The following is a 19,964-nucleotide window of genomic DNA, read 5'->3' as shown; positions in this document are numbered from 1 at the left end:
AATGTTTGATTCTAAAAACAAATTCAGATTAGGTATTTACGAGAAAGCAATGCCAGCTTCTCTCACTTGGGAAGAACGTTTTATTTATGCTAAAGACGCAGGCTTCGACTTTGTCGAAATCTCTGTCGATGAGACCGACGAGCGTCGTGCACGTCTCGATTGGTCAGACGAAGAAATTTACGAGCTTCGCCGCCTATGTGAAAAGCATCAAATGCCTTTCCAATCAATGTGTCTAAGCGCACACCGTAAATTCCCATTCGGTTCTATGGATGAAGCGATTCGCACAGAGTCTTTCATCATCATGGAGAAAGCGATCTCTCTTGCATACAAACTAGGCATCCGCTGTATTCAAATGGCGGGCTACGACGTGTATTACGAACCGCAATCAGCTGAAACACATGCACGCTTTATCGATGGCATGAAGCAAGCAACGAAAATGGCAGAGCGCGCTGGCATCATGCTGGGCGTTGAGATCATGGATACGCCTTACCTCAACTCGCTAAGCAAGTTTGAAGTCCTAAAACGTGAGATTCCATCTCCTTACTTCATGGCCTACCCAGATGTCGGCAATATCTCTGGTTGGAATTACGATGTTTGTACTGAGCTGAAACTGAGCCGTGACCACCTAGTGCAAGTGCATCTAAAAGATACACTGCGCGTTTCGGAAACCTGCAAAGGTCAGTTCCGAGACCTTGTGATTGGTGAAGGCCAAGTCGACTTCCCTGCGATTTTCAAGACCTTGGCAGACATTGACTACAGCGCACCATTAGTGATCGAAATGTGGGCTCAAAATGACCACTGGTTAGAAGACATCAAACAAGCGAAAGCAACCTTGAAATCGATCGCCAACCAATCTGGCTTTGAGCTATAAGGAGCGATCATGACTATTTTTCGCACCGCATTTTTCGAAGCTGATTTAACCGAAGAGCAAAAACAAGACTTCTACCAATACATGGAAAGTGAAGTCGCACCGATCATTCGTACTTTTCCGAATAATCAGGGTTTAACGCTTAATAGACCTGAAGCGATTGAAGCAGAAAGCCATAAACACCTGCTACTTATGATGCAGCACAGCTACGAAAGTGAGTCAGCAATGGCGGAAGCCCTCGACTCTGACGCTCGCATTAGAAGCATGCACGCCACTAAGGTGATCATCGAAAAATACAATATTCATGTGCACCACATTAATTTTGTGCGTGACTAATTGTTAGTAACTTAAATCAAAAGCAGAAGATCATCTTCTGCTTTTTTTGTCGCTATTTATAAGGAATCACTATGAAAGTATTCCCGTTAAAAGATGCCCCTCTGGTTTTACTGTCTCTGATATTTTTTATCTGGGGGCTAATCACCGTTTCAAGTAACTCACTCATTCCCTACTACAAAGAAGCTTTTGCTCTCGACTATAAAATGGCAATGCTGTTTCCGATGGCGTTTTTTATCACTCGAGTGACCGTTTCGCTTCCGACATCATTCGTAATGGCAAAAATCGGCTATCGCCGCACATTAAAAGTCTGTTTGCTTTGGTGTGTATTGGGCTGCTTGGTGATGGCATATTTAGTTCGCTCACAAGATTTAACGCTTACCTTGCTTGGTATCTTGTTAATGGCATCGGGGCTCTCTGCTATTCAAGTCGTCAGTTCACCTTATGTATCTCTACTTTCAACACCCGATAAAAGCGTGATTAGACAAAGCATCGCAACAGCGTCTAACTCAATAGGAACAGTACTGGGGCCTTTAGTGCTGAGTGCGGTAGTAGTGATAGCGACAAGCTATCAAATTAACAGTACAGCTGAGCAAGTTTCCATTCTCTTTCTAATGATCGTGCTCTTTTTCCTTGGTTTGCTCGTATTCTTTCAGCGCATTGATGTCCCTGACATTAAACCGAAGCAGCTAACCGGCTTCTGGCGTGGGTTACTTACGTTATTGAAAAATCGTTCTTTCCTAAAATTGGCTCTGGTTCTTCTGTTCTACATTGGGGTTGAAGTGAGCTTTGGTACTTTCACTATTACCTATTTGGCAGACGCAAAGTATGGTGATTTAGGGCTTATCTCAGCCACCCAGATCATTGCTGCGTATTGGGTATTTATGTTTATTGGCCGTTTGTTGTTTGCCAAGTTTGGCCAACGCCTGAACTCACACACTCTGTTTTTGTGTTCATGCTTGGTTGCTATTGTTATCAGTATCACCGCATTGCTGCTTGATCACCTTTGGACAGGCTATTTACTGCTGGTCGTCGGCCTTTGCAACTCGACACTTTATCCGATCATTTACGCTCAAGCGCTTCAAGCAGCTGGCAAACAGAGCTCACAAGGAGCCGCGATTCTGATCATGTGTTCTATTGGTGGAATTGCATTGCCTTTTGTACAAGCGAGCTTAATTGACGCATTTACGCTAAGTATGAGCTATGTTGCGCCAGCACTGGCTTATATCGGTATGGTCGTATTGTATTGGTCAGTGGTGAAGCACCAAGCTAAATCAATCGCTTAAATAACGTTTACATATAACGAAGAGATAAAGATCAGTATGACTGCTGAAGGAAGTATAAGGGAAATAAGGAGAGGTTGAATTGAGCTTGAACTAAGTTGTATCAGTAGGTGATATTGCATCACCCCTGATCACACTTAGCTAGTGTTTATCTGTTGAGATTAAACCCAAGCAGAAGCAACAAGTAGGATGATTGCACCCATAATTGCCGTAGACTTTGCAAAGAAAAGAACTTCATTCATTACAGAAGGTTTTACTAATGTTTTGCTGCTTTCGTTTGTGATTACTGTAGCATTCATTGTTCGTTCTCGTTGTTGTGTGATCTATGGCTAATTTTCCTCCCAAATGTGATTGAAGTCAACAATTTCTGTAGTTTTATTACACAATGGTAAATCGTTAGTTTGGTCACGCTAAAGATAAGCTAACCACACCTTAAGGCTCTTCTAGACAATATTTTCTCTAGATTGAGAGATACAAAAAAGGCTTGGAGCTCCCTTTGAACCAAGAAGAAACCAAGCCTGTTAGTTGTCGAGCCTTTGTTGGCGCTACTTAGCCAATTCCGCTCTCATCGCGTTAATCGTCTGCTGATAGTCTTCACTATCAAAAATCGCCGACCCAGCAACAAACATGTCAGCACCAGCATCAGCAATCTCTTTTATGTTATTTACTTTCACTCCACCGTCTACTTCCAAACGAATTGTGCGCCCCGATTGGTTAATACGTTGTCTAATTTCACGCAGTTTATCTAGCGTCGCAGGAATAAACGACTGGCCTCCAAAGCCAGGATTCACAGACATCACTAAGATAAGATCCACTTTATCCATGATGTAATCCAAATGGCTTAACGGTGTTGCAGGGTTCAGCACTACGCCCGCTTGGCAACCACACTCTTTGATCAGCTGTAGCGTACGATCAACGTGTTCAGACGCCTCAACATGGAAAGTAATCATACTCGCCCCTGCTTTTGCAAAATCCGGGATCATTGAATCAACGGGTTTTGCCATTAAATGGACATCAATGGGAGCAGTAATACCGTAATCACGCAGAGCCTTTAGCACCGGAGCACCAAAGGTTAAGTTAGGTACATAATGGTTATCCATTACGTCAAAGTGAATCACATCAGCACCAGCTGCAATGACATTTGCAACATCTTCGCCTAAACGAGCAAGATCAGCAGACAGAATGGAAGGCGCGATAAGGTAATCTTTCATAGGGTTCCTTGAGGTCATTATTGTATATTTGAGTTATTCGTTGTTGGCAGGTATGAAGGTGGTGACAACCCCCTCTTCCACCATAAAACAGTCCATCCCGGCACTGCTCGCCGCTTGCTGTCCTATGAGTGTGTCTTCAAACACAACACAGTCACTTGGTAATACATCAAGTTGCTGCGCGACTTTCAAAAACGTATCTGGGTGAGGCTTGTGATTATCCACATCATCGGAAGTCACAAGCGCAGTGATCATTGAAGGAATGTCGGTGGTATCTAGAATGGCTTTAGCATGCTTAGCTTGTGCGCCCGTACCAATACCCACTTTCTTGAGCTGATAATAACGCTCTAATATGGCGTAGGTTTCAGGTAATACGTCGCCTTTGTGCTCAATTGCTTCGAAGTTTGCAATTTTGTCTTTGGTGATCAGTTGTGGGTCAAGAGATAAGTCATATCGCTTCATGATCTCAAGCGTGACTTTGCGTGAAGGCATGCCACCCAGTTGATCCAACCACTCTTTGTCATAAGGGATGTTGAACTTACTGCAAGTCAATTCCCAAGCATGGGCGTGGGCAACCATGGAATTAACCAAGGTACCATCTAAGTCAAAGATAATTCCTTTATATTTGTCTAAATTCGGCATGACTTTATTAATCCTTTTACCACTTATCATAATAAGAACAGCGCACCGGAACTATCAATTCTTGTTGTGAATATGATCTCCGCCACCAATACGGTAAATAGTTTTTGCAGTGGTAAACAATGAGTGCTTTTACTCTTGAAATCCTATTTTGATCGGATCGATATCCGTTTTTGAGGAATGCGTATAGAGTTGAATAAAATGAAAGTGATATAGTCCACCAAAATTCAATTTTGGAAAAAGACCATGCATTCAACCGACGCAATTGAACTAGTCAAACTAGGCGTAAACATCGAAATCGCAAAAGACTCTTCTCTACACCCAACAGACGCACTAGAAATCGTAAAGATTGCCAGTGAAATTGGTACTCACGTTACCGTGAAGAAGAAGTACCACACAGATGTGCTTATGGAGATGGCAAAGGTAGGACGCGACCACATTACAGTCGCCATTTAAGTCCAATTTAAAGTCGACTTTCTGCCTGCCCGAATGTGCAACATATAGGGGGTTATATGTTGCACATGTTAGATCAGAATAGAGCATTAAACCTCTAACCTAACGTTTCGTTAATGACCAAACAAAGGCATAACACCCGTTTGACGACAAACTTCGTTTAAGCGAACCTGAGCTTTCAAGATGTTCTCTTTCCAGTGCTCATCTTGCGCCCACATCTCGATAACAAGTGGTACTACGCACTCCGTTTCTTTCAATGTTGTGAAGATCGCATTGAAATCGACTTCTCCCTCACCAATCACTAAATCACGGAACTGCCCTTTATATTCAGGAGTGACGCGATACGTGTCTTTAAGGTGAATCTGCGTAATACGCGGCTTACTCAGCTTAAGCTCTGTCACTATGTCATAGTTCCAACCTGAGATATTGCCTACATCTGGATACGCAGTGAAATAAGGCGAATCAATCTCACGGCTCAACACTTCAAACTTACTCAGCGAGTTAAGGTAATCCGTATCCATAATCTCAACCGCTAACATCACCCCAGCACGCTCCGCCAGTTGTGCTGAGAGCTTCATACCTTCGATAAAACGTAGGTGTGTCGCTTTGTCTGCAGGTTCGTAATACACGTCATAGCCTGCAAGCTGAATGGTGCGAATACCCAACTTGTACGCCAACGTAATGGCCTTCTCCATATGGATGACGGCTTGCTCTCGCACTTTCGGATCGGCTGAGCCAAATGGGAACTTGCGGTGTGCACTCAAACACATCGACTGTAGCGGTACTTGATGCTCTTCACACAAACGGCGTAGGCCATAGACCTCTTCATCGCACCAGTCTAAACGGCTGCGTCTTTCATCGGATTCATCGACCGAAATTTCAAGGAAATCAAAGCCTAACTCTTTCGTCGTTTTTAGCTTATCTTCCCAACTTAAGTCATTCGGCAGGGCTTTTTCATAAAGCCCAACACGATGGCGCGTTAAGTTTTGGTACATAACGCCTCCTAGTTCCAGTAGCGGTTTATTTGTTCTTTCAGTGCTTCAGCGGTTTCTTGGCCTTTTTCACCCGCCAACGCGCGGCCAGCAATGAAGGTTTTCGCTTTAATGCCTTCAAATAGGTACAAATCTTCAGGCACGATGCCACCAGTGATAGAAAGCTCGATACCCAGCTCAGACAGAGCACGCATCTTCACTAAGTCCGCTTCTGTCCAGCCTACGCCCGCCAACTCAGCATCACGAGAACGGTGGTAGATCGCTTGTGTAATACCTAAATCAACCCATGCTTGAGCATCTTCCATTGTCCAGTTACCGTAGATCTCGATTTGAATTTCGCCATTAAATTCATCAGCGACTTTTTTACACGCATCAATGGTTGCAATATGCGCTGCTGCTGAAACCGTAATCCAGTCAGCACCGGCTTCAAATGCCATACGAGCCAGAATTGCGCCACCATCTGTGGTTTTCATGTCACACACTAAGATATGGTCAGGATGGTTTTTACGCAGTGTCGAAACCGCCTTCATGCCTTCAGCGAACGCAAGGATAGTCCCCACTTCAATAACATCTACGTAGCTCTCTACGTTGTTCGCCACTTCAATAGCAGCAGGCAGGTTAGTTTGGTCTAGGGCGATTTGAATCATTGGTTTAGTCATGGTTTTATCCTTTAATTTGTTCACGTATTAGATGGGCAAGGCCATCTTGATTGTTGTCTGTTTTGCATACAGCTTGAGCGTTCGATTTGACGGTGTCGTCAGCATTAAACATCGCTACACCTAAGCCTGCGTATTGAAGCATTGATATGTCATTGTGATTGTCACCAACGGCAATCACTTGGGAGGGCAGAAACCCCAGTTCATTCACGTATTCAGCAAGGCGTCGGCCTTTACTATTGCCCTTGGCTGCAAAGTCGATTCGGTTCGACCACGAACGTTCGCCGTTAAAGTGGTCTTTGACCCAAGACGTTTGCATCAAGCGGTCAACCGATTCTTGTTCACCTTCCACCACAAACTTCCACACAAACTCGGTGTTCTTCGCCGTTTCTGAGAATGAATCCACACGATAGATATTTGGCTTGTGATGCTCTGGTGCTTGCTCAGCCCACTCTTCCAACGCCAACATGTAGGCGAATGGGTTGTAGTTGGAGTACGTCATCGCATCGGTGATGTACATCACCATCTTGAGCTTGTGTTCCTGTGCTAGGTCGATGAACGCCAGAGCATGCTCATGCTCAATTGCGTTCTGAGTTAAAACGGTCTCTGTTTGGTAGTCATACACATAAGTCCCGTTGCAGCAGATAATTGGAGTGTCTAGCCCTAACTCATAGTAATAAGGCCTTGCTGCGGTGTGATGCCTACCAGTCACGATCATCACATGGCAATGTTGCTTGGCCTCTTGGATCGCTTTTTTCACTTCAGGATGGATGGTGTGATCATCGGTCAACACGGTTCCATCAAGGTCTAACGCCAATACTTTATACATCGCCCCTCCTCACATCACACTTATTGCTGCCCGTAGTAAGCATTTTCACCGTGCTTACGTAGGTAATGTTTGTCTGATAGCTCCGGCTGAATCTTGATGCCACTGTTCAGCGAGCGTGTAGCCAATGCCATGGCCGACACTTCCTCTAGCACCACTGCGTTATGTACGGCGTCTTTGGCATCTTTGCCCCAAGAGAAAGGCGCATGCCCCGCCACAATCACACTCGGTACTGCCATCGGGTCGATACGACGCTGAATAAACTCTTCGATGATCACCAAGCCAGTGTTTTTCTCATACTGGTCAGCAATTTCGCTGTTCGAGAGCTTGCGAGTACACGGAATATCACCATAGAAATAGTCAGCATGTGTCGTGCCCAGAGCTGGAATATCTATGCCCGCCTGCGCCCAAATCGTTGCACTGCGAGAGTGGGTATGAACAATACCGCCGATGTCTGGGAACGCTTTGTAGAGCTCCAGGTGAGTAGCTGTATCACTTGAAGGATTCAGCTTGCCTTCAATGATGTTGCCCTCTAAATCCACTACCACCATGTCGTCAGCCGTCATGTCACTGTATTCAACACCTGAAGGTTTAATCGCTATCACGCCATTTTCACGGTCAAACTCAGAAACATTGCCCCAGGTAAAGGTCACTAAGCCGTACTTAGGAAGCTGCAAGTTCGCTTCTAAAACACGTTGTTTCAATTGGCTATATTTGGACATATCGACTCCTTAAGCCGCTTCTGCTTGTGCAAGTGCCATATCAATCAGGTTCGCCACATCTTGCGGTGTTTTACATGCACGTAGTTTTGAGAAATCTTCATCAAACTCGATTAGGTTCGCGACCTGCATCGTGCCTTCGATGTGCTCTTCTGAATCTTTACCTGCCAAGGTGATCAGCACATCGACTGGCTCGTCTACATCATCAAAAAGAATTGGGGTTTCTAAGACCGTTAACGCAAAGCCTGTTTTGATTACGCCATCTTCTGGGCGGCAGTGTGGTAGAGCGAATGCATCGTGAATACAGATGTATGGGCCTTCAGCGGAAATCGCTTTGATGATCGCATCGTAGTAGCGTTCTTCAGCCACACCTGCTTTAACCAGTGCATCAGTACCGATTTTGATAGCCGACTGCCAGTCGGTTGCTTTTGCATTAAGTTGAATTGAGTTGTTGGTAATCAGAGATTCTTTCAAGTTCATTGTTTTGCTCACTTAGTATTTTGTTATTAGTATTTTTATTAGCCCAGCCGCTTTGCCGCTGGGCTAGTTCAATTATTTGTGGAAGTTGTTTTCGATAAGTGAAATCAGCTCATCACCAAAGGTTTTCACCATGATCATGTTCTTCACTGCTAGCTGCTGTTTACCTTCCGGTAAGTTGGTAATCTTTTCAGCCAGCGCAACCGAAGTAACGATAATGTCGAATGAGCCTAAGTGTGATTTGTAGTCTGTGATTGCACTATTGAATGTGGTTGCCGGAACCCCTTTCTTATCTAAGAACTCTTTAATCTTCTTAGAACACATCATTGAAGAACCTTGGCCAGAGCCACAGCACACGAGAACTCGTACTGGTTTCTGTTCCGTGGCGCCGCTCGCTTGTGGAGCCTCAGCCACCACTTGAGATTTTACTGGCGCTTCTGACTTAGGTGTTTGAGAGTTAGGCGCTTCAACCTCAACTTCTACGCCTTCTGGTGTTACTGCTGTCATGGTTTGCGCTTGTTGCGCTTCGCCGTCTTCTTCAGCACGCAGTGCTTTCGATGCGAAGTACATGTAAACACCCGCTAGTGCGACCACAACAAAGAAGAACATGCTAGAGCTAGAGATACCTTGCATGATTGGTGGGAATACGAGAGCCCAGTCAGCCATACCCATCCAGCCGTTAAACTCAGTACCTGATTGCGCGAAGATGTGAATCGCCCAAGCTGAACCAACCACCTCGATAATGCCCATCACGAAACAGATCTTCATCACCGCTTTCCAGCCGCCGAAGTGGTTAGCGAACACACCAATCGTTGCGTTAGAGAAGAACATTGGAATGAAGCCAGGGATAATCATGATTGGCGCATCGAAAGCCAACATCGCCAATACTGCTGTGAATTGACCCACTGCCCCCCAAAGGAAACCGAACACCATTGCGTTTGGTGAGTATGCGTAGATAGCCGCACAGTCAATCGCAAGAACTGCATTCGGGATGAGACGTTGAGAAATACCGTTGAACGCTTCAGAAAGCTCGGCAACGAACATACGTACACCGGTTACGATTACTTGAATCGCTACTGCGAATTTCAGACCCGTTTCGAAGATGTAGATAAGCCAGTGCGTGCTACCTGCCATCTCTTGAAGGTTATCAAGACCGAAAGAGAGAAGAATGATGCCGAAGAATGCCGTCATGACTAACGTAGTCGCAGCAATACTGTCGTGGAAGATGTGTAACCATTTCGGTAGGTTGATGTGGTCTACACTGTCGTTCTTGTCACCCAACTTCGGAGCAACTTTCGTTGCAACCCAAGATGCAAACTGCTGTTGGTGACCAATCGAGAAGCCTGCGCCGCCTGTCACTTCTTGTGTAGGCTTGAACATGATGTTGGAAGAGATGCCCCAGTATAGAGCCATCAGAATTGCAGAGTAGATGATGGTTTCCCACATACCCGCGCCAAGCACGAAGTAGAAAACAGCAATCAAGCCAGCTTGTTGGAACATGATATGTCCCGTAAGCATGATGGTGCGGATACCCGTAATTCTGCGGAAGGCAACCAAAAGAATGTTGATGCCCAGTGCCATAAGGACTGCGTACCCAACCCAAGAGTAATTATCACCCATGGTTTCCATGGTGGCCATCATGGAGGTGTAAGGGTCGATTACCGAGCCTGTCAATCCATGAATTTCACTCATCTTTTCAATAACAGGTTTGAAGCCTGCTACCAGTGTTCCCGCACCCACTTGCACAATCATAAAACCAACTATGGTTTTGATTGAACCGGAGATAACGGTTGTTGCGTCACGTTTGAGAAGAATGTAACCGAGACAAGTTACGATACCAAGCAGCAAAGGTGCTTTGGTCATAACCTGACTGTAAAAAATATAGAAGATATCGTATAAGAACTCCATATCTTTACCCCTGATATAATTTGTATTTTTAATGATTTGTAGGTTTCAGTGATGTCTTGTTTTGCTCACGAGATAAACTTTAACAATCAAAAGTAATCATTCAATGCTCACTTATGATTACTTTGATTTATGTCAATTATCCACCCCAACAATGTGGTTAATTGAGCGCCGGATCACACACAAAAACAATAAAGCCATTAAAAACAACAACTTAAAATAGATTGTGATTAAAGTCTTGTTTTGTAAGTTGGGATATTTGACAATCAACAATGTGATTATTAGAATCAAAACAAATCAAAAGTAATCATAAAGTTGTCACAGAGACAAATAGAGTGATAAATATGAACGAAGTGCAAAGACACAACGGCATCTTGTCGTTACTAGAAGACATGCAGACGATTAACGTCTCTCATATTATTGATAATTTTGGAGTTTCACCGGCAACAGCTAGACGTGATATCGCAAAATTAGATGAGTTAGGCAGACTTCGAAAGGTACGAAATGGCGCCGAAAGAATAGAAAACCAAAAAAGAAAGTGGTCACCGCTCAATATCAACAGTACTGAGTTTTATGAAGAGAAATCTCAAATAGCGCATGCCGCTGCCGAGCTTTGTCAGGCGGGTGACACCGTCGTCATCAACTGTGGTTCAACCGCTTTCCTGCTGGGTCAGCAGCTGTGTGGAGAAGACGTTCAGATCGTCACGAACTATTTCCCACTCGCTAGCTACCTGATCAACGAAGATCATGACGACGTGATCATCATTGGTGGCCAATACAACAAGGCACAGAACATCTTTTTAAACCCAGCACCAAACTCATTGGGTGGCTATGCCGGGAACTGGATGTTTACGTCTGGTAAAGGGTTAACTGATGCGGGTCTCTACAAAGCCGACATGCTAACCGCCGTTGCCGAGCAACAGATGTTAGAACAAGTCGACAAGTTAGTCGTTGTGGTAGACAGCTCTAAAGTTGGACAAAGGACCGGAATGCTGTTTTGCGATGCCAAGCAAATAGACATCGTAATCACCGGTAAAGATGCCAACCCAGACGTGGTTAAAAAGATTGAAGCTCAAGGGACGCAAGTCATCTTAGTGTAAATCTAATGGGCTAACCCGCCCTCAAATAATAATAAATTTCAGCTCAGTGCCTTAGTCCAAATTAAGGCGCTCGGCTCCCTACATCCAAAATTAATCAAATTATTGAAATAAAAGGTATTATCATGAGCAATGTAAACGAAATCACTCGCGAATCTTGGATCCTAAATACATTCCCAGAGTGGGGCACATGGTTAAATGAAGAGATTGAACAAACTGTAGTTGAACCAGGCACGTTCTCTATGTGGTGGCTTGGCTGTACAGGTATCTGGTTAAAATCTGAAGAAGGCGCAAACCTATCAATGGACTTCTGGTGTGGTACTGGTAAGAAGACACAAGCGGTTCAAAAAATGAAAAACCAACACCAAATGATGCGTATGGGTGGTGTTGAAGCGCTTCAACCAAACCTACGTACTGCTATCTTCCCGCTAGACCCATTTGCGATTAAAGAAATTGATGCGGTAATGGCATCACATGACCATGGTGACCACATCGACATCAACGTTGCAGCGGCAGTTCTACAAAACTGTGGTGATCACGTGAAATTCATTGGTCCTAAAGCGTGTGTTGATTTATGGATGAAATGGGGTGTGCCAGAAGATCGTTGTGTTATTGCTAAAGTTGGTGACGAGATTCGCATTAAAGACGTAAACATCAAGGTTCTAGACGCATTCGACCGTACAGCGCTTGTCACTCTTCCAGAAGGTACGTCTTCTATCGATAAAGACATTCTGGATGGCATGGATGACCGCGCTGTGAACTACTTGGTAGAAACAACTGGCGGCTCTGTTTACCACTCAGGTGACTCTCACTACTCGAACTACTACGCGAAGCACGGTAACGACCACAAAATCGATGTAGCACTGCTTTCTTACGGTGAGAACCCACGTGGCGTGACTGATAAAATGACGTCTTCAGATATCCTTCGTGCTGCTGAATCTCTGAACTGTGAAGTGGTGGTTCCATTCCACCATGACATTTGGGCAAACTTCCAAAACGATCCTCGTGAAATCGAGATGCTATGGAACATGAAGAAAGAGCGTCTTCAATACGGCTTCGCACCTTTCTTCTGGCAAGTGGGTGGTAAGTACACTTACCCAACAGACAAAGGTCGCATGCACTACCAGCACTTCCGTGGCTTTGCTGACATCTTCAAGAATGATCCAGAACTGCCTTACCGCGCATTCCTGTAATCATTAAATACCATATGGACGAGGGAGCGATTCGCTCCCTTTTTTAGTTATCAGATAGGGAGATTGATATGTTGTTACGTGAATTTAAGCACCACTTTGAGCAAGGCGACTTAAATGAAGCCGTTGGTGTCGTATCACCAGAGAAGAGTGGTTATTATCTTTTGGTCAAGAGCAATAAATGGGGGGTGCAAAGCTTCCTTGAATCTGGAAAAGCCGCTAAACCCAGAGTGTTCAAAACGCAAACTGCGCTAATGAATGCTGCTCAGTCGATTGGGTTTCGATGCTCTGATGTTCGTATCCATTCCTTATAGTTTTTTTACTTTTGTGCTCGAAACACTTTTACAATCCGAACAGTGAAAAACGTCACCACACTTGCAATATAGAGCTTACCTCCCCATAGACCAGCGTTGATCATCTGAGTTTCCTGCTCGATTAAGTGCTGATACTCAGCATCGGAAAGGTAAGGATCGTCAAAGGGAACAACACTGATTCCCCACACCATCCAAACAAACCAAACGACACCTCCTGCAAGCAGACATAACGTTAGCCATGAGAGTTCTCCGAGCGTGCCGAGTAATACGCTCTTATTAAACAAGCTTTGATTTTTTTCCATTTATGGCCTTTATGCACAATACAGCGGGATCATTTGAAGAACCATCAGAACTAAAGTCGCAAGTTCCACTTACCTTGATGGTCACGGTCGCAACTTTCTTGAGTGTCGTAACTGATATGCTTATCAGGATTCTTCAATTTAATCCCAACCTGGTTGAATGCACTTTGAACCACCACACCCACCTTTTGTTGACCACTACCTTCTAAAAAGTTCGTTCTATCTTGATTAGTATCGAATACACAGACAATTTTTAGACTCTGGGGAAAAGAAGAAAAGTTGACCGTATGAGTCACCCAAAGAAAACCATCATAGCCTTTCAAAGTGCCTTCACAAACATCGGTCAGCACGTCTCTGATTTGATTTTCTATCTTCTTATCTGATTTTCGCATGAAGCGGAATCCCTATTTAACACCTTAAAATATAAGGTTTTTGCAACTTTAATTTCTTAAGCTGTATTGAACCCTTTGGCTGTTTCGAATGCAAAGGGTTTATAGGAGATTGTAGAAAAGGACGTTAGAGAAGAATAATTAATATCGACTCATGCTCTATTGATAATATCTCCGCGAGATCATTCAACATGAGTCGACAACTTAGATGCAGATTAAGCGCTTGCCGCTTGTTCCCAATCAGTCAGTAATTTCATGATTACGTGAGAATCTTGATGAGTCGCCATTGGCGCTGTGAGTTGTTTTTCACCTAGCTCGACAGCATGACGAATGTTTCGAACTTGGTAGTGGAATCCATCGCCTTGCGCTTCAACTTTCACTTCACGTTTCGACGTCTCATAGATCTCAACCGTGAACGTGTTTTCTTCAGTCGGTAGCCACGGATTGGTGTCGAGCGTGATACAGCCTTTACTGCCTAAAACCGTAAAGCCATGCTTTAAGCCGTGGTCTTCAGCAGTGTGGACTTGCGCAGTGAAAGTGTCACTAAAGCGTATCAAGGCTGATGATTCACAAATGTTACCATCTTGACCGCGTCGGCCGATTGCTGAGATCTGCACGTCATCAAATACACACTCACCAAACTGATGTTGTGCGACGGAGTGAATCAGTGACATAGGGTAACAACCTAAGTTGTACAATGCGCCTTTGCTCTCAGGGTTCACAAACTGGTCAATCGCCGCCACGTATGAACCTTGAATTGAGCGTATGTCACCGATTTCACCGGTTGCCAGCTCTTGGTGAAGCTTGGCGATCAGTGGATGGTTTAGGTACATCAAACCTTCAGCAAAGAACACACCCGCTTCTTTCACCGCTTGCAGAGCTTGCTCGGTTTTGTTCATATCAACCGACAACGATTTTTCACACAGAATTGCTTTGCCCTTTTGAGCGGCTTTGATTACGTATTCGTGGTGAACGTGGTTAGGTAGAGCGATGTAGATAATATCGACCGACTCATCGTCAATCAGAGCATCATAGCTATTGAAGGTTCGAGTTGGCTGATACTGCGCGGCAAACTCGTTCAGTGTTTTCTCTGTACGCCCAGCAACTGCATACAACTCGCTTTTAACATCACCTTTGATTGCATCTGCCATTACGCCCGAAATAAAGCTAGTTCCTAGGATTCCCCATTTCATCGCTTACTGCTCCTGCTTTTGAGTTTCAAATGCTTGCACTAATTCCGCAATATCACGCTCGATAAACGCCTGTGTATGAGGCATACCAAAGTGTTGGTTAATAGCTTCACGATCGACGTACTGCTCAAGCAATATAACGCGATCACTCTGCTTTTCATCATAGGTTGCAATAGCCTGCAAGCAACCCGCTTCACTCTGCATGTCTACACAGAATTGTTCGATGGCCTCGATGGCAACAGCACGCTCAATGTTTGGCTTTATTCTTAGTTCCGCCGTCACGAAGATTGGATTAGTCATTCTTGTCTTTCCACAGTTTTAATTCATCCTCAATATAATTACCCCTTAATAATTGATAAACTCATCTTTCGTTTATTGTTTGTAAACCTAGAGTGTTTAATAAGGTCGAAATATGGATAAACTCACCAGTATGAAGGTGTTCGCTTACGTCGTTGAGCAAGGCAGTTTTCGGCGCGCGGCTGATCACTTTGCACTTTCCGCTACTATGATCAGCAAACATATCCATTCACTAGAGACGGGTCTTAATACTCAACTATTGCACCGAACCACACGCAAGCAGTCGCTGACTGACTCAGGGCAACTCTATTACCGCGAGTGTAAACGGATATTGGAAGATATCAGCAACGCGGAAAACCTGATCCAAACACTCGAAAATAGGCCACAGGGCACCGTTAAAATTAACAGCCCAATTACCTATGGAAATAAGGTTTTGGCTCCCATCATTGCTAAATTCTTGAGCCAACACCCAAGTATCAACGTCGAGCTCATGCTCAATAATGATCTGGTCGATCCCTACTCTTCTGATATTGATTTGATCGTGCGTATCGGTGACCTTACAGACTCCAGTTTGGTCGCTCGTCACTTAGGCCATTATGAGATGATTTATTGCGTTTCGCCTTGCTATCTAGAACATCACCCTAAGATCGCGTCACTGGACGATCTGACAAAACACCCCTCCCTAGGATTTAGCTACTCTAGCCGTGGTGATAGTCAAACCAGACAAACGGCCACTCAGTCGGGAACGTCGGAACATATCCGTTTAACCTCTAACAATGGGGATGTGCTGCGCTATGCCGCACTGCAAGGCGTTGGAGTGCTGTTGCAGCCACGAATTTTAGTCAAAGACGAGTTAGAGAAAGGCACACTAAAAGAGATCTTAGTTGGACAAGCGCCTAAGCCAAAACCCATACACCTACTATACAAAACCAAGCAGCTATCGCTCAAAAACCGTACCTTTGTCGACTTTATATTAAGTGAACTGGCACTAATCAAATAGCCGCTTTAAACGCTCAGCTAAGGGTTGACGAAGTGTGGAAGGTGAAGTCTTGTGAACAACGCAGTAATGACTTTGGTTGAACGCCATAAAGTGAGACAACTCTTGGGTTAGTGCCTCTATAAAGGCATCCTGTTGTTGTAGCTTGCCCTCTAACACCAAGTTATTGATATTAAGGCAGCCTTTTTTCCTTTCTACCTTACAATCCATGCGCGCCACCAGCTCACCCTGCCACAGTATCGGCAAACTAAAATAGCCATACTGACGCTTCGCCTCTGGCACGTAGCATTCAATCAAGTAGTCGAAATCAAACAGTGCAGTCATTCGCTTTCTTTGAATCAACAGATTATCAAATGGCGACAAAATCTTGAGTTTGCTGCGACTTAGCGGACGCTTTAATAGCTCAAACGAGTGAGGAAGCATGTAGTAATTCTGTTGCCCTATGGCGATTTCTACTACTTCCCCCTCTTCCAACATTTGATGCAGGGTTTGATTAAGCAGCGGCTTTACGTTTTTCAGCAGATAGCTTATTTCAGAAACAAGCCCTACTCCATTCGCCTCTAAATATTTGACGATAAGATACCGAGCATATTCGAAATCACTCGGAACACTGGTGTCAATATGACTGGGGATAACTCGCTCGGCTAAGTCGTAAACCTTGTGAAAATTGACCCGCTTAGGCACCATTAGGTCACCCTGCATGAATAAGGTTTCCAATGCTTGCTTGGCGGGTTTTCCACCCCAACCACCTTTGTTAGCACGTTCGCCTTCAAAGTCCTTAGCCATTAAAGGCCCTTCTTGCTCAATTCGCTTAAGCACGCCATCCATCAGTGTTTGGTCTTTTCTATACCAGTGTTTCAACTGTCCAGTTTTGAAAGCGTTTTTGCGATACAAACTGTAACGATAGTCACGCATTGGTAGATAGGCAGCGGCATGTGACCAATATTCGAATACCTGTTTCTGATCGAGTAGCGCATCAAGATCCTTGGGGTGGTAACGAGCATTTCGGTTCCACAACGTGTGGTGGTGAGCACGTTGAATTACAGAGATAGTGTCAATTTGAATGTAACCAAGCTGCTCTATTGCCGACAAAGTGACTGCTTTGGAGGGTTGTTTAATCTGCTTAGGTGGCAATAACTGAGAGTGCAGAATGATCTTTCGGGCTTGAGCAAGCGACAGTGACTCCATAGAGATCCTGTGATTGATGAAAGGAATGACAGAAGCCTATCGATTCGCATGTTTGCTGTAAAACGACATAGTCACAAAACAGCAAACACACTGGAGAAGCAAGGGAGATATCTACGACGCTTGCTCTAACTCTTCTAATAGAATCTGTTTATAGGTTTCAACCGTTTGTGCGCCCGTTACGGCACTGGTGCGATTGATCACTACGGTTGGCACTGATGAGATACCCAGCCTTTGCCATTGGAACTCTTGCGCTTCAACCTGTTCGATATGATATGCCTGCTCCAAACGCTCTAGGGCTTTTTCAGCGTCTAACCCAACTTGCTCTAGCTCGGATTTTACTACGCTAAGGTATGAAAGATCTTTCTGTTCGCTAAAATGCGCGGTGAAAAAGCGCAGTTTCAACTCAGTTTGTTTGCCATGCTCACTAGCATACTCAAGCAGTACGTGTAGATGGCGAGAATTCACCATTCTCATATCGTCGTAAAAGTCGAACGTAAACCCAACCTCTTTACCACGTTCAGCGATATTTAAACGGTTTTGCTGACTCTGCTCTGCGGTGATTTGATACTTGCGCATCAGATGATCACGAAGATTTTCACCCTCTTGCGGCATATCTGGATTTAGCTCAAAAGGCTGCCATTGCAGTTCAATATTCTGTTCTAGCCCAAGCTCTTGAATCGCTTTTTCCAAATTTTTATATCCAACCACGCACCAAGGGCACATGACATCGGAAACCACATCTAACTGGATTTTATTACTCATCGTTTATCACTTAGTACTCTGCGTACAGTTGTTCTGGTTGAACTAATATAGCCAAACATGAACAGTCGTTCAATAATAAATTAGTTCTAGCTTATATAGATCTGACCTTCCGACAATATTGGTTGACAGCAAGATCAATTACCAGACTCTGGCCTACCTTGAATCAAACTACCACCGGCTTCGTGCACCCCTTTCGTGTCATCTGGGTTATATAGCTTGCACTTCTCCATCGATAAACATCCACAATGAATACAGCCACTTAATTCATTTTGAAGCTTCTTTAAACTTTGAATTTTTGCCTCTAACTGTTTGTTCCAATCCAACGCGAGCTGTTCCCACTCTTCTTTCTTAGGTGCTCGATGAGTGGGCAGGGTTGCTAGAGCATCAATGATCTCTTGCAGCGATAAACCAATATTTTGCGCCGCTTTGATAACGGCAATTCTACGCAAGATTTGTCGGTCAAACTGGCGGCGATTGCCTTGATCTCGAGTACTAGTGATTAGCCCTTTCTGCTCATAGAAATGCAACGTTGGAACACTGACACCAGCTCGCTTGGCTACCTGTCCGACTGTCATATGCATAAACTTTCTCCTAAAACTGTTTGACCTCAAGTTAACTTTAGGAATTAGAGTAGCTCAAAACGAACACAATTACATGGACAGAGTATGAAAAGTAAAACCCCACCTTATCTTGCAGGACGATTCTTTGATGGCATCAGCTCAGGTCTTTTTATGCTAGCACTACCTTGGCTGATGCTCAGTCAGCCCGGTCAAGGTGAGTTTGTTGCGCTCACCGCATTGGCTTGTACTTTAACAACCTTCTGTTCAACGCCCTATTTCTCAGCTTTGATCGACAGACATTCACGTAAAAACATATTGGTGTGGATGCAAGTGATTCAATTCATGACGGCATTTTTGGTCGCTTTGATCTACGTTGTCGGTTGGGGCAGCCTTTGGGTGTTAGGAGCAGCGCAATTGATCTTTTGGGTATCAAGTAACTTGGCTTGGCATACCAACAACGCATTTACGCAAGAAAACTATGACCAAACCGAGTACGCAAAGATCTCGAGCTACCAAGAAATTGTGATGCAATCTACGACATTAGGGGCAGGAGCGCTGGGTGTCATTCTATTGGAGAAATGGAGCATTATAGAGTTTGGATTGTTTGCAGGTGTCGCGTCTTTACTGGCAACTATTAGCTACCTGCTAACCCCTTATCAGCGCCGTATCAAGTCATCCGTTCGCACACCATTCAAGCAGCAACTCGTAGAGATAAAAACGCTCATTGTTCAATCACCCTCTTTCTTTGCCTTTTTGATGGCGTCGTGTCTCTCTTATCCAGTCCTCACCTTTCTCAGTCGTCTAGTTCCTATTTGGTTCTCTGAAATCGAAATTACAGGTGATTGGTTAGCCCTTTACAACATAGCTTTAGGAGTTGGAGCCTTAATTATTGGTTTATTGATACCTAAAATCCTTAAAATGATTTCTCATCAAACCATTATGCAAGTGTCGATGGTCGTCATTGGTATGACCTTGGTGGCTATTGGCCAACTCATTGATCCTATTTACATCATCGCACTAACCCTAGCTCTTGGTGCATTCAACGCGCTCAATCGAATTGCACGAACCAACTGGATGCACCACTCTGTGGATATGGCTCATCGAGGACGTGTTGATGGTTGCCTAACCTTATTCGCTACTATGACGCAAAGCTTGAGTTACGTGCTCATTGCTTTCTTAGCCTCAGCCGACGCGATTGTGTACGGGTTTGTAATTGCTGGCATCATTGTACTAGCCGCAGCACTTTGGATGACACAACTCGTTAAGCAGATTAGCCCAGAATGCACACTCTCTAATCAATGTGTTTAATCGCTAATTAAAAA

The 19,964-nt window shown here is 44.4% G+C and carries 25 protein-coding genes; 9 read left to right on the top strand and 16 right to left on the bottom strand.

Annotated features, from left to right (window positions below):
* The first annotated feature begins 1 nt into the window (after nucleotide 1).
* The 3 genes from OCV50_RS17055 to OCV50_RS17045 all read left to right on the top strand — a co-directional run bounded on the left by OCV50_RS17055 (nucleotide 2) and on the right by OCV50_RS17045 (nucleotide 2,487).
* The gene (locus tag OCV50_RS17055) at nucleotides 2-871 is read left to right on the top strand and encodes an L-ribulose-5-phosphate 3-epimerase (protein WP_239839552.1); all 870 of its coding nucleotides are present in this window, start codon (nucleotides 2-4) and stop codon (nucleotides 869-871) included.
* 9 nt (nucleotides 872-880) lie between these two features.
* Nucleotides 881-1,204, top strand: coding sequence for a hypothetical protein (locus tag OCV50_RS17050; RefSeq protein ID WP_239839551.1), 324 nt, complete (start codon nucleotides 881-883; stop codon nucleotides 1,202-1,204).
* A gap of 71 nt (nucleotides 1,205-1,275) precedes the next feature.
* Entirely contained in the window at nucleotides 1,276-2,487 is a 1,212-nt protein-coding gene (locus OCV50_RS17045; protein WP_261905036.1) for an MFS transporter, read from the top strand.
* A 158-nt stretch (nucleotides 2,488-2,645) separates the two neighbouring features.
* Here the strand turns inward: OCV50_RS17045 and OCV50_RS17040 are convergent, their stop codons facing one another.
* From OCV50_RS17040 to OCV50_RS17030, 3 genes are all read right to left on the bottom strand, one after another.
* Nucleotides 2,646-2,783 carry a hypothetical protein gene (locus tag OCV50_RS17040; RefSeq protein ID WP_162884311.1) on the bottom strand — a complete coding sequence of 46 codons (138 nt, stop codon included), beginning with the start codon at nucleotides 2,781-2,783 and terminating at the stop codon, nucleotides 2,646-2,648.
* Nucleotides 2,784-3,029: 246 nt separating this feature from the next.
* A complete protein-coding gene (gene rpe, locus OCV50_RS17035; RefSeq protein ID WP_261905035.1) occupies nucleotides 3,030-3,695 on the bottom strand; it encodes a ribulose-phosphate 3-epimerase in 666 nt (221 codons plus the stop codon).
* Between the two features lie 33 nt (nucleotides 3,696-3,728).
* A complete protein-coding gene (locus tag OCV50_RS17030; protein ID WP_105058493.1) occupies nucleotides 3,729-4,334 on the bottom strand; it encodes a beta-phosphoglucomutase family hydrolase in 606 nt (201 codons plus the stop codon).
* 243 nt (nucleotides 4,335-4,577) lie between these two features.
* On the opposite strand from OCV50_RS17030, the gene OCV50_RS17025 reads away from it, so the two are divergent.
* Entirely contained in the window at nucleotides 4,578-4,787 is a 210-nt protein-coding gene (locus tag OCV50_RS17025) for a hypothetical protein (RefSeq protein WP_128165148.1), read from the top strand.
* Between the two features lie 110 nt (nucleotides 4,788-4,897).
* Here the strand turns inward: OCV50_RS17025 and OCV50_RS17020 are convergent, their stop codons facing one another.
* The 6 genes from OCV50_RS17020 to OCV50_RS16995 form a co-directional block, all read right to left on the bottom strand.
* Nucleotides 4,898-5,779: an L-ribulose-5-phosphate 3-epimerase gene (locus tag OCV50_RS17020; RefSeq protein WP_261905034.1), complete on the bottom strand. Its 882-nt coding sequence runs from the start codon at nucleotides 5,777-5,779 to the stop codon at nucleotides 4,898-4,900.
* Nucleotides 5,780-5,787: 8 nt separating this feature from the next.
* Nucleotides 5,788-6,435, bottom strand: coding sequence for a 3-keto-L-gulonate-6-phosphate decarboxylase UlaD (locus OCV50_RS17015; RefSeq protein WP_008215914.1), 648 nt, complete (start codon nucleotides 6,433-6,435; stop codon nucleotides 5,788-5,790).
* A gap of 4 nt (nucleotides 6,436-6,439) precedes the next feature.
* Complete coding sequence (locus OCV50_RS17010) at nucleotides 6,440-7,261, bottom strand: pyridoxal phosphatase (protein WP_261905033.1); 822 nt, start codon at nucleotides 7,259-7,261, stop codon at nucleotides 6,440-6,442.
* 20 nt (nucleotides 7,262-7,281) lie between these two features.
* Nucleotides 7,282-7,980 carry an L-ribulose-5-phosphate 4-epimerase gene (locus tag OCV50_RS17005; RefSeq protein ID WP_152469916.1) on the bottom strand — a complete coding sequence of 233 codons (699 nt, stop codon included), beginning with the start codon at nucleotides 7,978-7,980 and terminating at the stop codon, nucleotides 7,282-7,284.
* Between the two features lie 9 nt (nucleotides 7,981-7,989).
* Complete coding sequence (locus OCV50_RS17000; RefSeq protein WP_008215917.1) at nucleotides 7,990-8,457, bottom strand: PTS sugar transporter subunit IIA; 468 nt, start codon at nucleotides 8,455-8,457, stop codon at nucleotides 7,990-7,992.
* A gap of 72 nt (nucleotides 8,458-8,529) precedes the next feature.
* A complete protein-coding gene (locus OCV50_RS16995; protein ID WP_239839545.1) occupies nucleotides 8,530-10,362 on the bottom strand; it encodes a PTS ascorbate-specific subunit IIBC in 1,833 nt (610 codons plus the stop codon).
* Between the two features lie 341 nt (nucleotides 10,363-10,703).
* On the opposite strand from OCV50_RS16995, the gene ulaR reads away from it, so the two are divergent.
* The 3 genes from ulaR (at nucleotide 10,704) to OCV50_RS16980 (ending at nucleotide 12,960) form a co-directional block, all read left to right on the top strand.
* A complete protein-coding gene (ulaR, locus tag OCV50_RS16990) occupies nucleotides 10,704-11,459 on the top strand; it encodes an HTH-type transcriptional regulator UlaR (protein ID WP_239839544.1) in 756 nt (251 codons plus the stop codon).
* A gap of 122 nt (nucleotides 11,460-11,581) precedes the next feature.
* A complete protein-coding gene (gene ulaG, locus OCV50_RS16985) occupies nucleotides 11,582-12,649 on the top strand; it encodes an L-ascorbate 6-phosphate lactonase (protein WP_008215922.1) in 1,068 nt (355 codons plus the stop codon).
* A 68-nt stretch (nucleotides 12,650-12,717) separates the two neighbouring features.
* Nucleotides 12,718-12,960: a hypothetical protein gene (locus tag OCV50_RS16980; RefSeq protein ID WP_239839543.1), complete on the top strand. Its 243-nt coding sequence runs from the start codon at nucleotides 12,718-12,720 to the stop codon at nucleotides 12,958-12,960.
* A 5-nt stretch (nucleotides 12,961-12,965) separates the two neighbouring features.
* Here OCV50_RS16980 and OCV50_RS16975 read toward each other — a convergent pair whose 3' ends face one another.
* The 4 genes from OCV50_RS16975 to OCV50_RS16960 form a co-directional block, all read right to left on the bottom strand.
* Nucleotides 12,966-13,262, bottom strand: coding sequence for a hypothetical protein (locus OCV50_RS16975; protein ID WP_261905032.1), 297 nt, complete (start codon nucleotides 13,260-13,262; stop codon nucleotides 12,966-12,968).
* A gap of 50 nt (nucleotides 13,263-13,312) precedes the next feature.
* On the bottom strand, nucleotides 13,313-13,651 hold the full coding sequence (locus OCV50_RS16970) for a Fis family transcriptional regulator (protein WP_261905031.1): 339 nt from the start codon (nucleotides 13,649-13,651) through the stop codon (nucleotides 13,313-13,315).
* A 212-nt stretch (nucleotides 13,652-13,863) separates the two neighbouring features.
* A complete protein-coding gene (locus tag OCV50_RS16965; RefSeq protein ID WP_261905030.1) occupies nucleotides 13,864-14,841 on the bottom strand; it encodes a Gfo/Idh/MocA family protein in 978 nt (325 codons plus the stop codon).
* Between the two features lie 3 nt (nucleotides 14,842-14,844).
* On the bottom strand, nucleotides 14,845-15,138 hold the full coding sequence (locus OCV50_RS16960; RefSeq protein WP_261905029.1) for a putative quinol monooxygenase: 294 nt from the start codon (nucleotides 15,136-15,138) through the stop codon (nucleotides 14,845-14,847).
* Between the two features lie 112 nt (nucleotides 15,139-15,250).
* Between OCV50_RS16960 and OCV50_RS16955 the strand changes: the two genes are divergently transcribed.
* Nucleotides 15,251-16,135 (top strand): LysR substrate-binding domain-containing protein, encoded by an 885-nt coding sequence (locus tag OCV50_RS16955; protein ID WP_261905028.1) that lies wholly within the window; start codon nucleotides 15,251-15,253, stop codon nucleotides 16,133-16,135.
* Here OCV50_RS16955 and OCV50_RS16950 read toward each other — a convergent pair.
* The 3 genes from OCV50_RS16950 to soxR form a co-directional block, all read right to left on the bottom strand.
* The gene (locus tag OCV50_RS16950) at nucleotides 16,124-17,320 is read right to left on the bottom strand and encodes a winged helix-turn-helix domain-containing protein (protein ID WP_261905027.1); all 1,197 of its coding nucleotides are present in this window, start codon (nucleotides 17,318-17,320) and stop codon (nucleotides 16,124-16,126) included. The two genes, OCV50_RS16955 and OCV50_RS16950, sit on opposite strands and share 12 nt — an antisense overlap.
* Nucleotides 17,321-17,431: 111 nt before the next feature.
* Entirely contained in the window at nucleotides 17,432-18,082 is a 651-nt protein-coding gene (locus tag OCV50_RS16945; RefSeq protein ID WP_261905026.1) for a DsbA family oxidoreductase, read from the bottom strand.
* Between the two features lie 134 nt (nucleotides 18,083-18,216).
* On the bottom strand, nucleotides 18,217-18,663 hold the full coding sequence (gene soxR / locus OCV50_RS16940) for a redox-sensitive transcriptional activator SoxR (RefSeq protein WP_261905025.1): 447 nt from the start codon (nucleotides 18,661-18,663) through the stop codon (nucleotides 18,217-18,219).
* 84 nt (nucleotides 18,664-18,747) lie between these two features.
* Here soxR and OCV50_RS16935 point away from each other — a divergent pair, with 84 nt between their 5' ends.
* A complete protein-coding gene (locus OCV50_RS16935; RefSeq protein WP_261905024.1) occupies nucleotides 18,748-19,950 on the top strand; it encodes an MFS transporter in 1,203 nt (400 codons plus the stop codon).
* Nucleotides 19,951-19,964 lie beyond the last annotated feature (14 nt).

This window comes from Vibrio fortis (assembly GCF_024347475.1).
GTDB classification, from domain to species: Bacteria; Pseudomonadota; Gammaproteobacteria; order Enterobacterales; family Vibrionaceae; genus Vibrio; species Vibrio fortis.
Note: the sequence above shows the minus strand (reverse complement) of the source record. Positions and strands in the feature narration are given on the sequence as shown.

Excerpts from the sequence above, each read along its gene's own strand:
- OCV50_RS17055 (WP_239839552.1), top strand. The coding sequence starts at position 2 with ATGTTTGATTCTAAAAACAAATTCAGATTAGGTATTTACGAGAAAGCA.
- OCV50_RS17050 (WP_239839551.1), top strand. The coding sequence starts at position 881 with ATGACTATTTTTCGCACCGCATTTTTCGAAGCTGATTTAACCGAAGAG.
- OCV50_RS17045 (WP_261905036.1), top strand. The coding sequence starts at position 1,276 with ATGAAAGTATTCCCGTTAAAAGATGCCCCTCTGGTTTTACTGTCTCTG.
- OCV50_RS17040 (WP_162884311.1), bottom strand. The coding sequence starts at position 2,783 with ATGAATGCTACAGTAATCACAAACGAAAGCAGCAAAACATTAGTAAAA.
- rpe (WP_261905035.1), bottom strand. The coding sequence starts at position 3,695 with ATGAAAGATTACCTTATCGCGCCTTCCATTCTGTCTGCTGATCTTGCT.
- OCV50_RS17030 (WP_105058493.1), bottom strand. The coding sequence starts at position 4,334 with ATGCCGAATTTAGACAAATATAAAGGAATTATCTTTGACTTAGATGGT.
- OCV50_RS17025 (WP_128165148.1), top strand. The coding sequence starts at position 4,578 with ATGCATTCAACCGACGCAATTGAACTAGTCAAACTAGGCGTAAACATC.
- OCV50_RS17020 (WP_261905034.1), bottom strand. The coding sequence starts at position 5,779 with ATGTACCAAAACTTAACGCGCCATCGTGTTGGGCTTTATGAAAAAGCC.
- OCV50_RS17015 (WP_008215914.1), bottom strand. The coding sequence starts at position 6,435 with ATGACTAAACCAATGATTCAAATCGCCCTAGACCAAACTAACCTGCCT.
- OCV50_RS17010 (WP_261905033.1), bottom strand. The coding sequence starts at position 7,261 with ATGTATAAAGTATTGGCGTTAGACCTTGATGGAACCGTGTTGACCGAT.
- OCV50_RS17005 (WP_152469916.1), bottom strand. The coding sequence starts at position 7,980 with ATGTCCAAATATAGCCAATTGAAACAACGTGTTTTAGAAGCGAACTTG.
- OCV50_RS17000 (WP_008215917.1), bottom strand. The coding sequence starts at position 8,457 with ATGAACTTGAAAGAATCTCTGATTACCAACAACTCAATTCAACTTAAT.
- OCV50_RS16995 (WP_239839545.1), bottom strand. The coding sequence starts at position 10,362 with ATGGAGTTCTTATACGATATCTTCTATATTTTTTACAGTCAGGTTATG.
- ulaR (WP_239839544.1), top strand. The coding sequence starts at position 10,704 with ATGAACGAAGTGCAAAGACACAACGGCATCTTGTCGTTACTAGAAGAC.
- ulaG (WP_008215922.1), top strand. The coding sequence starts at position 11,582 with ATGAGCAATGTAAACGAAATCACTCGCGAATCTTGGATCCTAAATACA.
- OCV50_RS16980 (WP_239839543.1), top strand. The coding sequence starts at position 12,718 with ATGTTGTTACGTGAATTTAAGCACCACTTTGAGCAAGGCGACTTAAAT.
- OCV50_RS16975 (WP_261905032.1), bottom strand. The coding sequence starts at position 13,262 with ATGGAAAAAAATCAAAGCTTGTTTAATAAGAGCGTATTACTCGGCACG.
- OCV50_RS16970 (WP_261905031.1), bottom strand. The coding sequence starts at position 13,651 with ATGCGAAAATCAGATAAGAAGATAGAAAATCAAATCAGAGACGTGCTG.
- OCV50_RS16965 (WP_261905030.1), bottom strand. The coding sequence starts at position 14,841 with ATGAAATGGGGAATCCTAGGAACTAGCTTTATTTCGGGCGTAATGGCA.
- OCV50_RS16960 (WP_261905029.1), bottom strand. The coding sequence starts at position 15,138 with ATGACTAATCCAATCTTCGTGACGGCGGAACTAAGAATAAAGCCAAAC.
- OCV50_RS16955 (WP_261905028.1), top strand. The coding sequence starts at position 15,251 with ATGGATAAACTCACCAGTATGAAGGTGTTCGCTTACGTCGTTGAGCAA.
- OCV50_RS16950 (WP_261905027.1), bottom strand. The coding sequence starts at position 17,320 with ATGGAGTCACTGTCGCTTGCTCAAGCCCGAAAGATCATTCTGCACTCT.
- OCV50_RS16945 (WP_261905026.1), bottom strand. The coding sequence starts at position 18,082 with ATGAGTAATAAAATCCAGTTAGATGTGGTTTCCGATGTCATGTGCCCT.
- soxR (WP_261905025.1), bottom strand. The coding sequence starts at position 18,663 with ATGCATATGACAGTCGGACAGGTAGCCAAGCGAGCTGGTGTCAGTGTT.
- OCV50_RS16935 (WP_261905024.1), top strand. The coding sequence starts at position 18,748 with ATGAAAAGTAAAACCCCACCTTATCTTGCAGGACGATTCTTTGATGGC.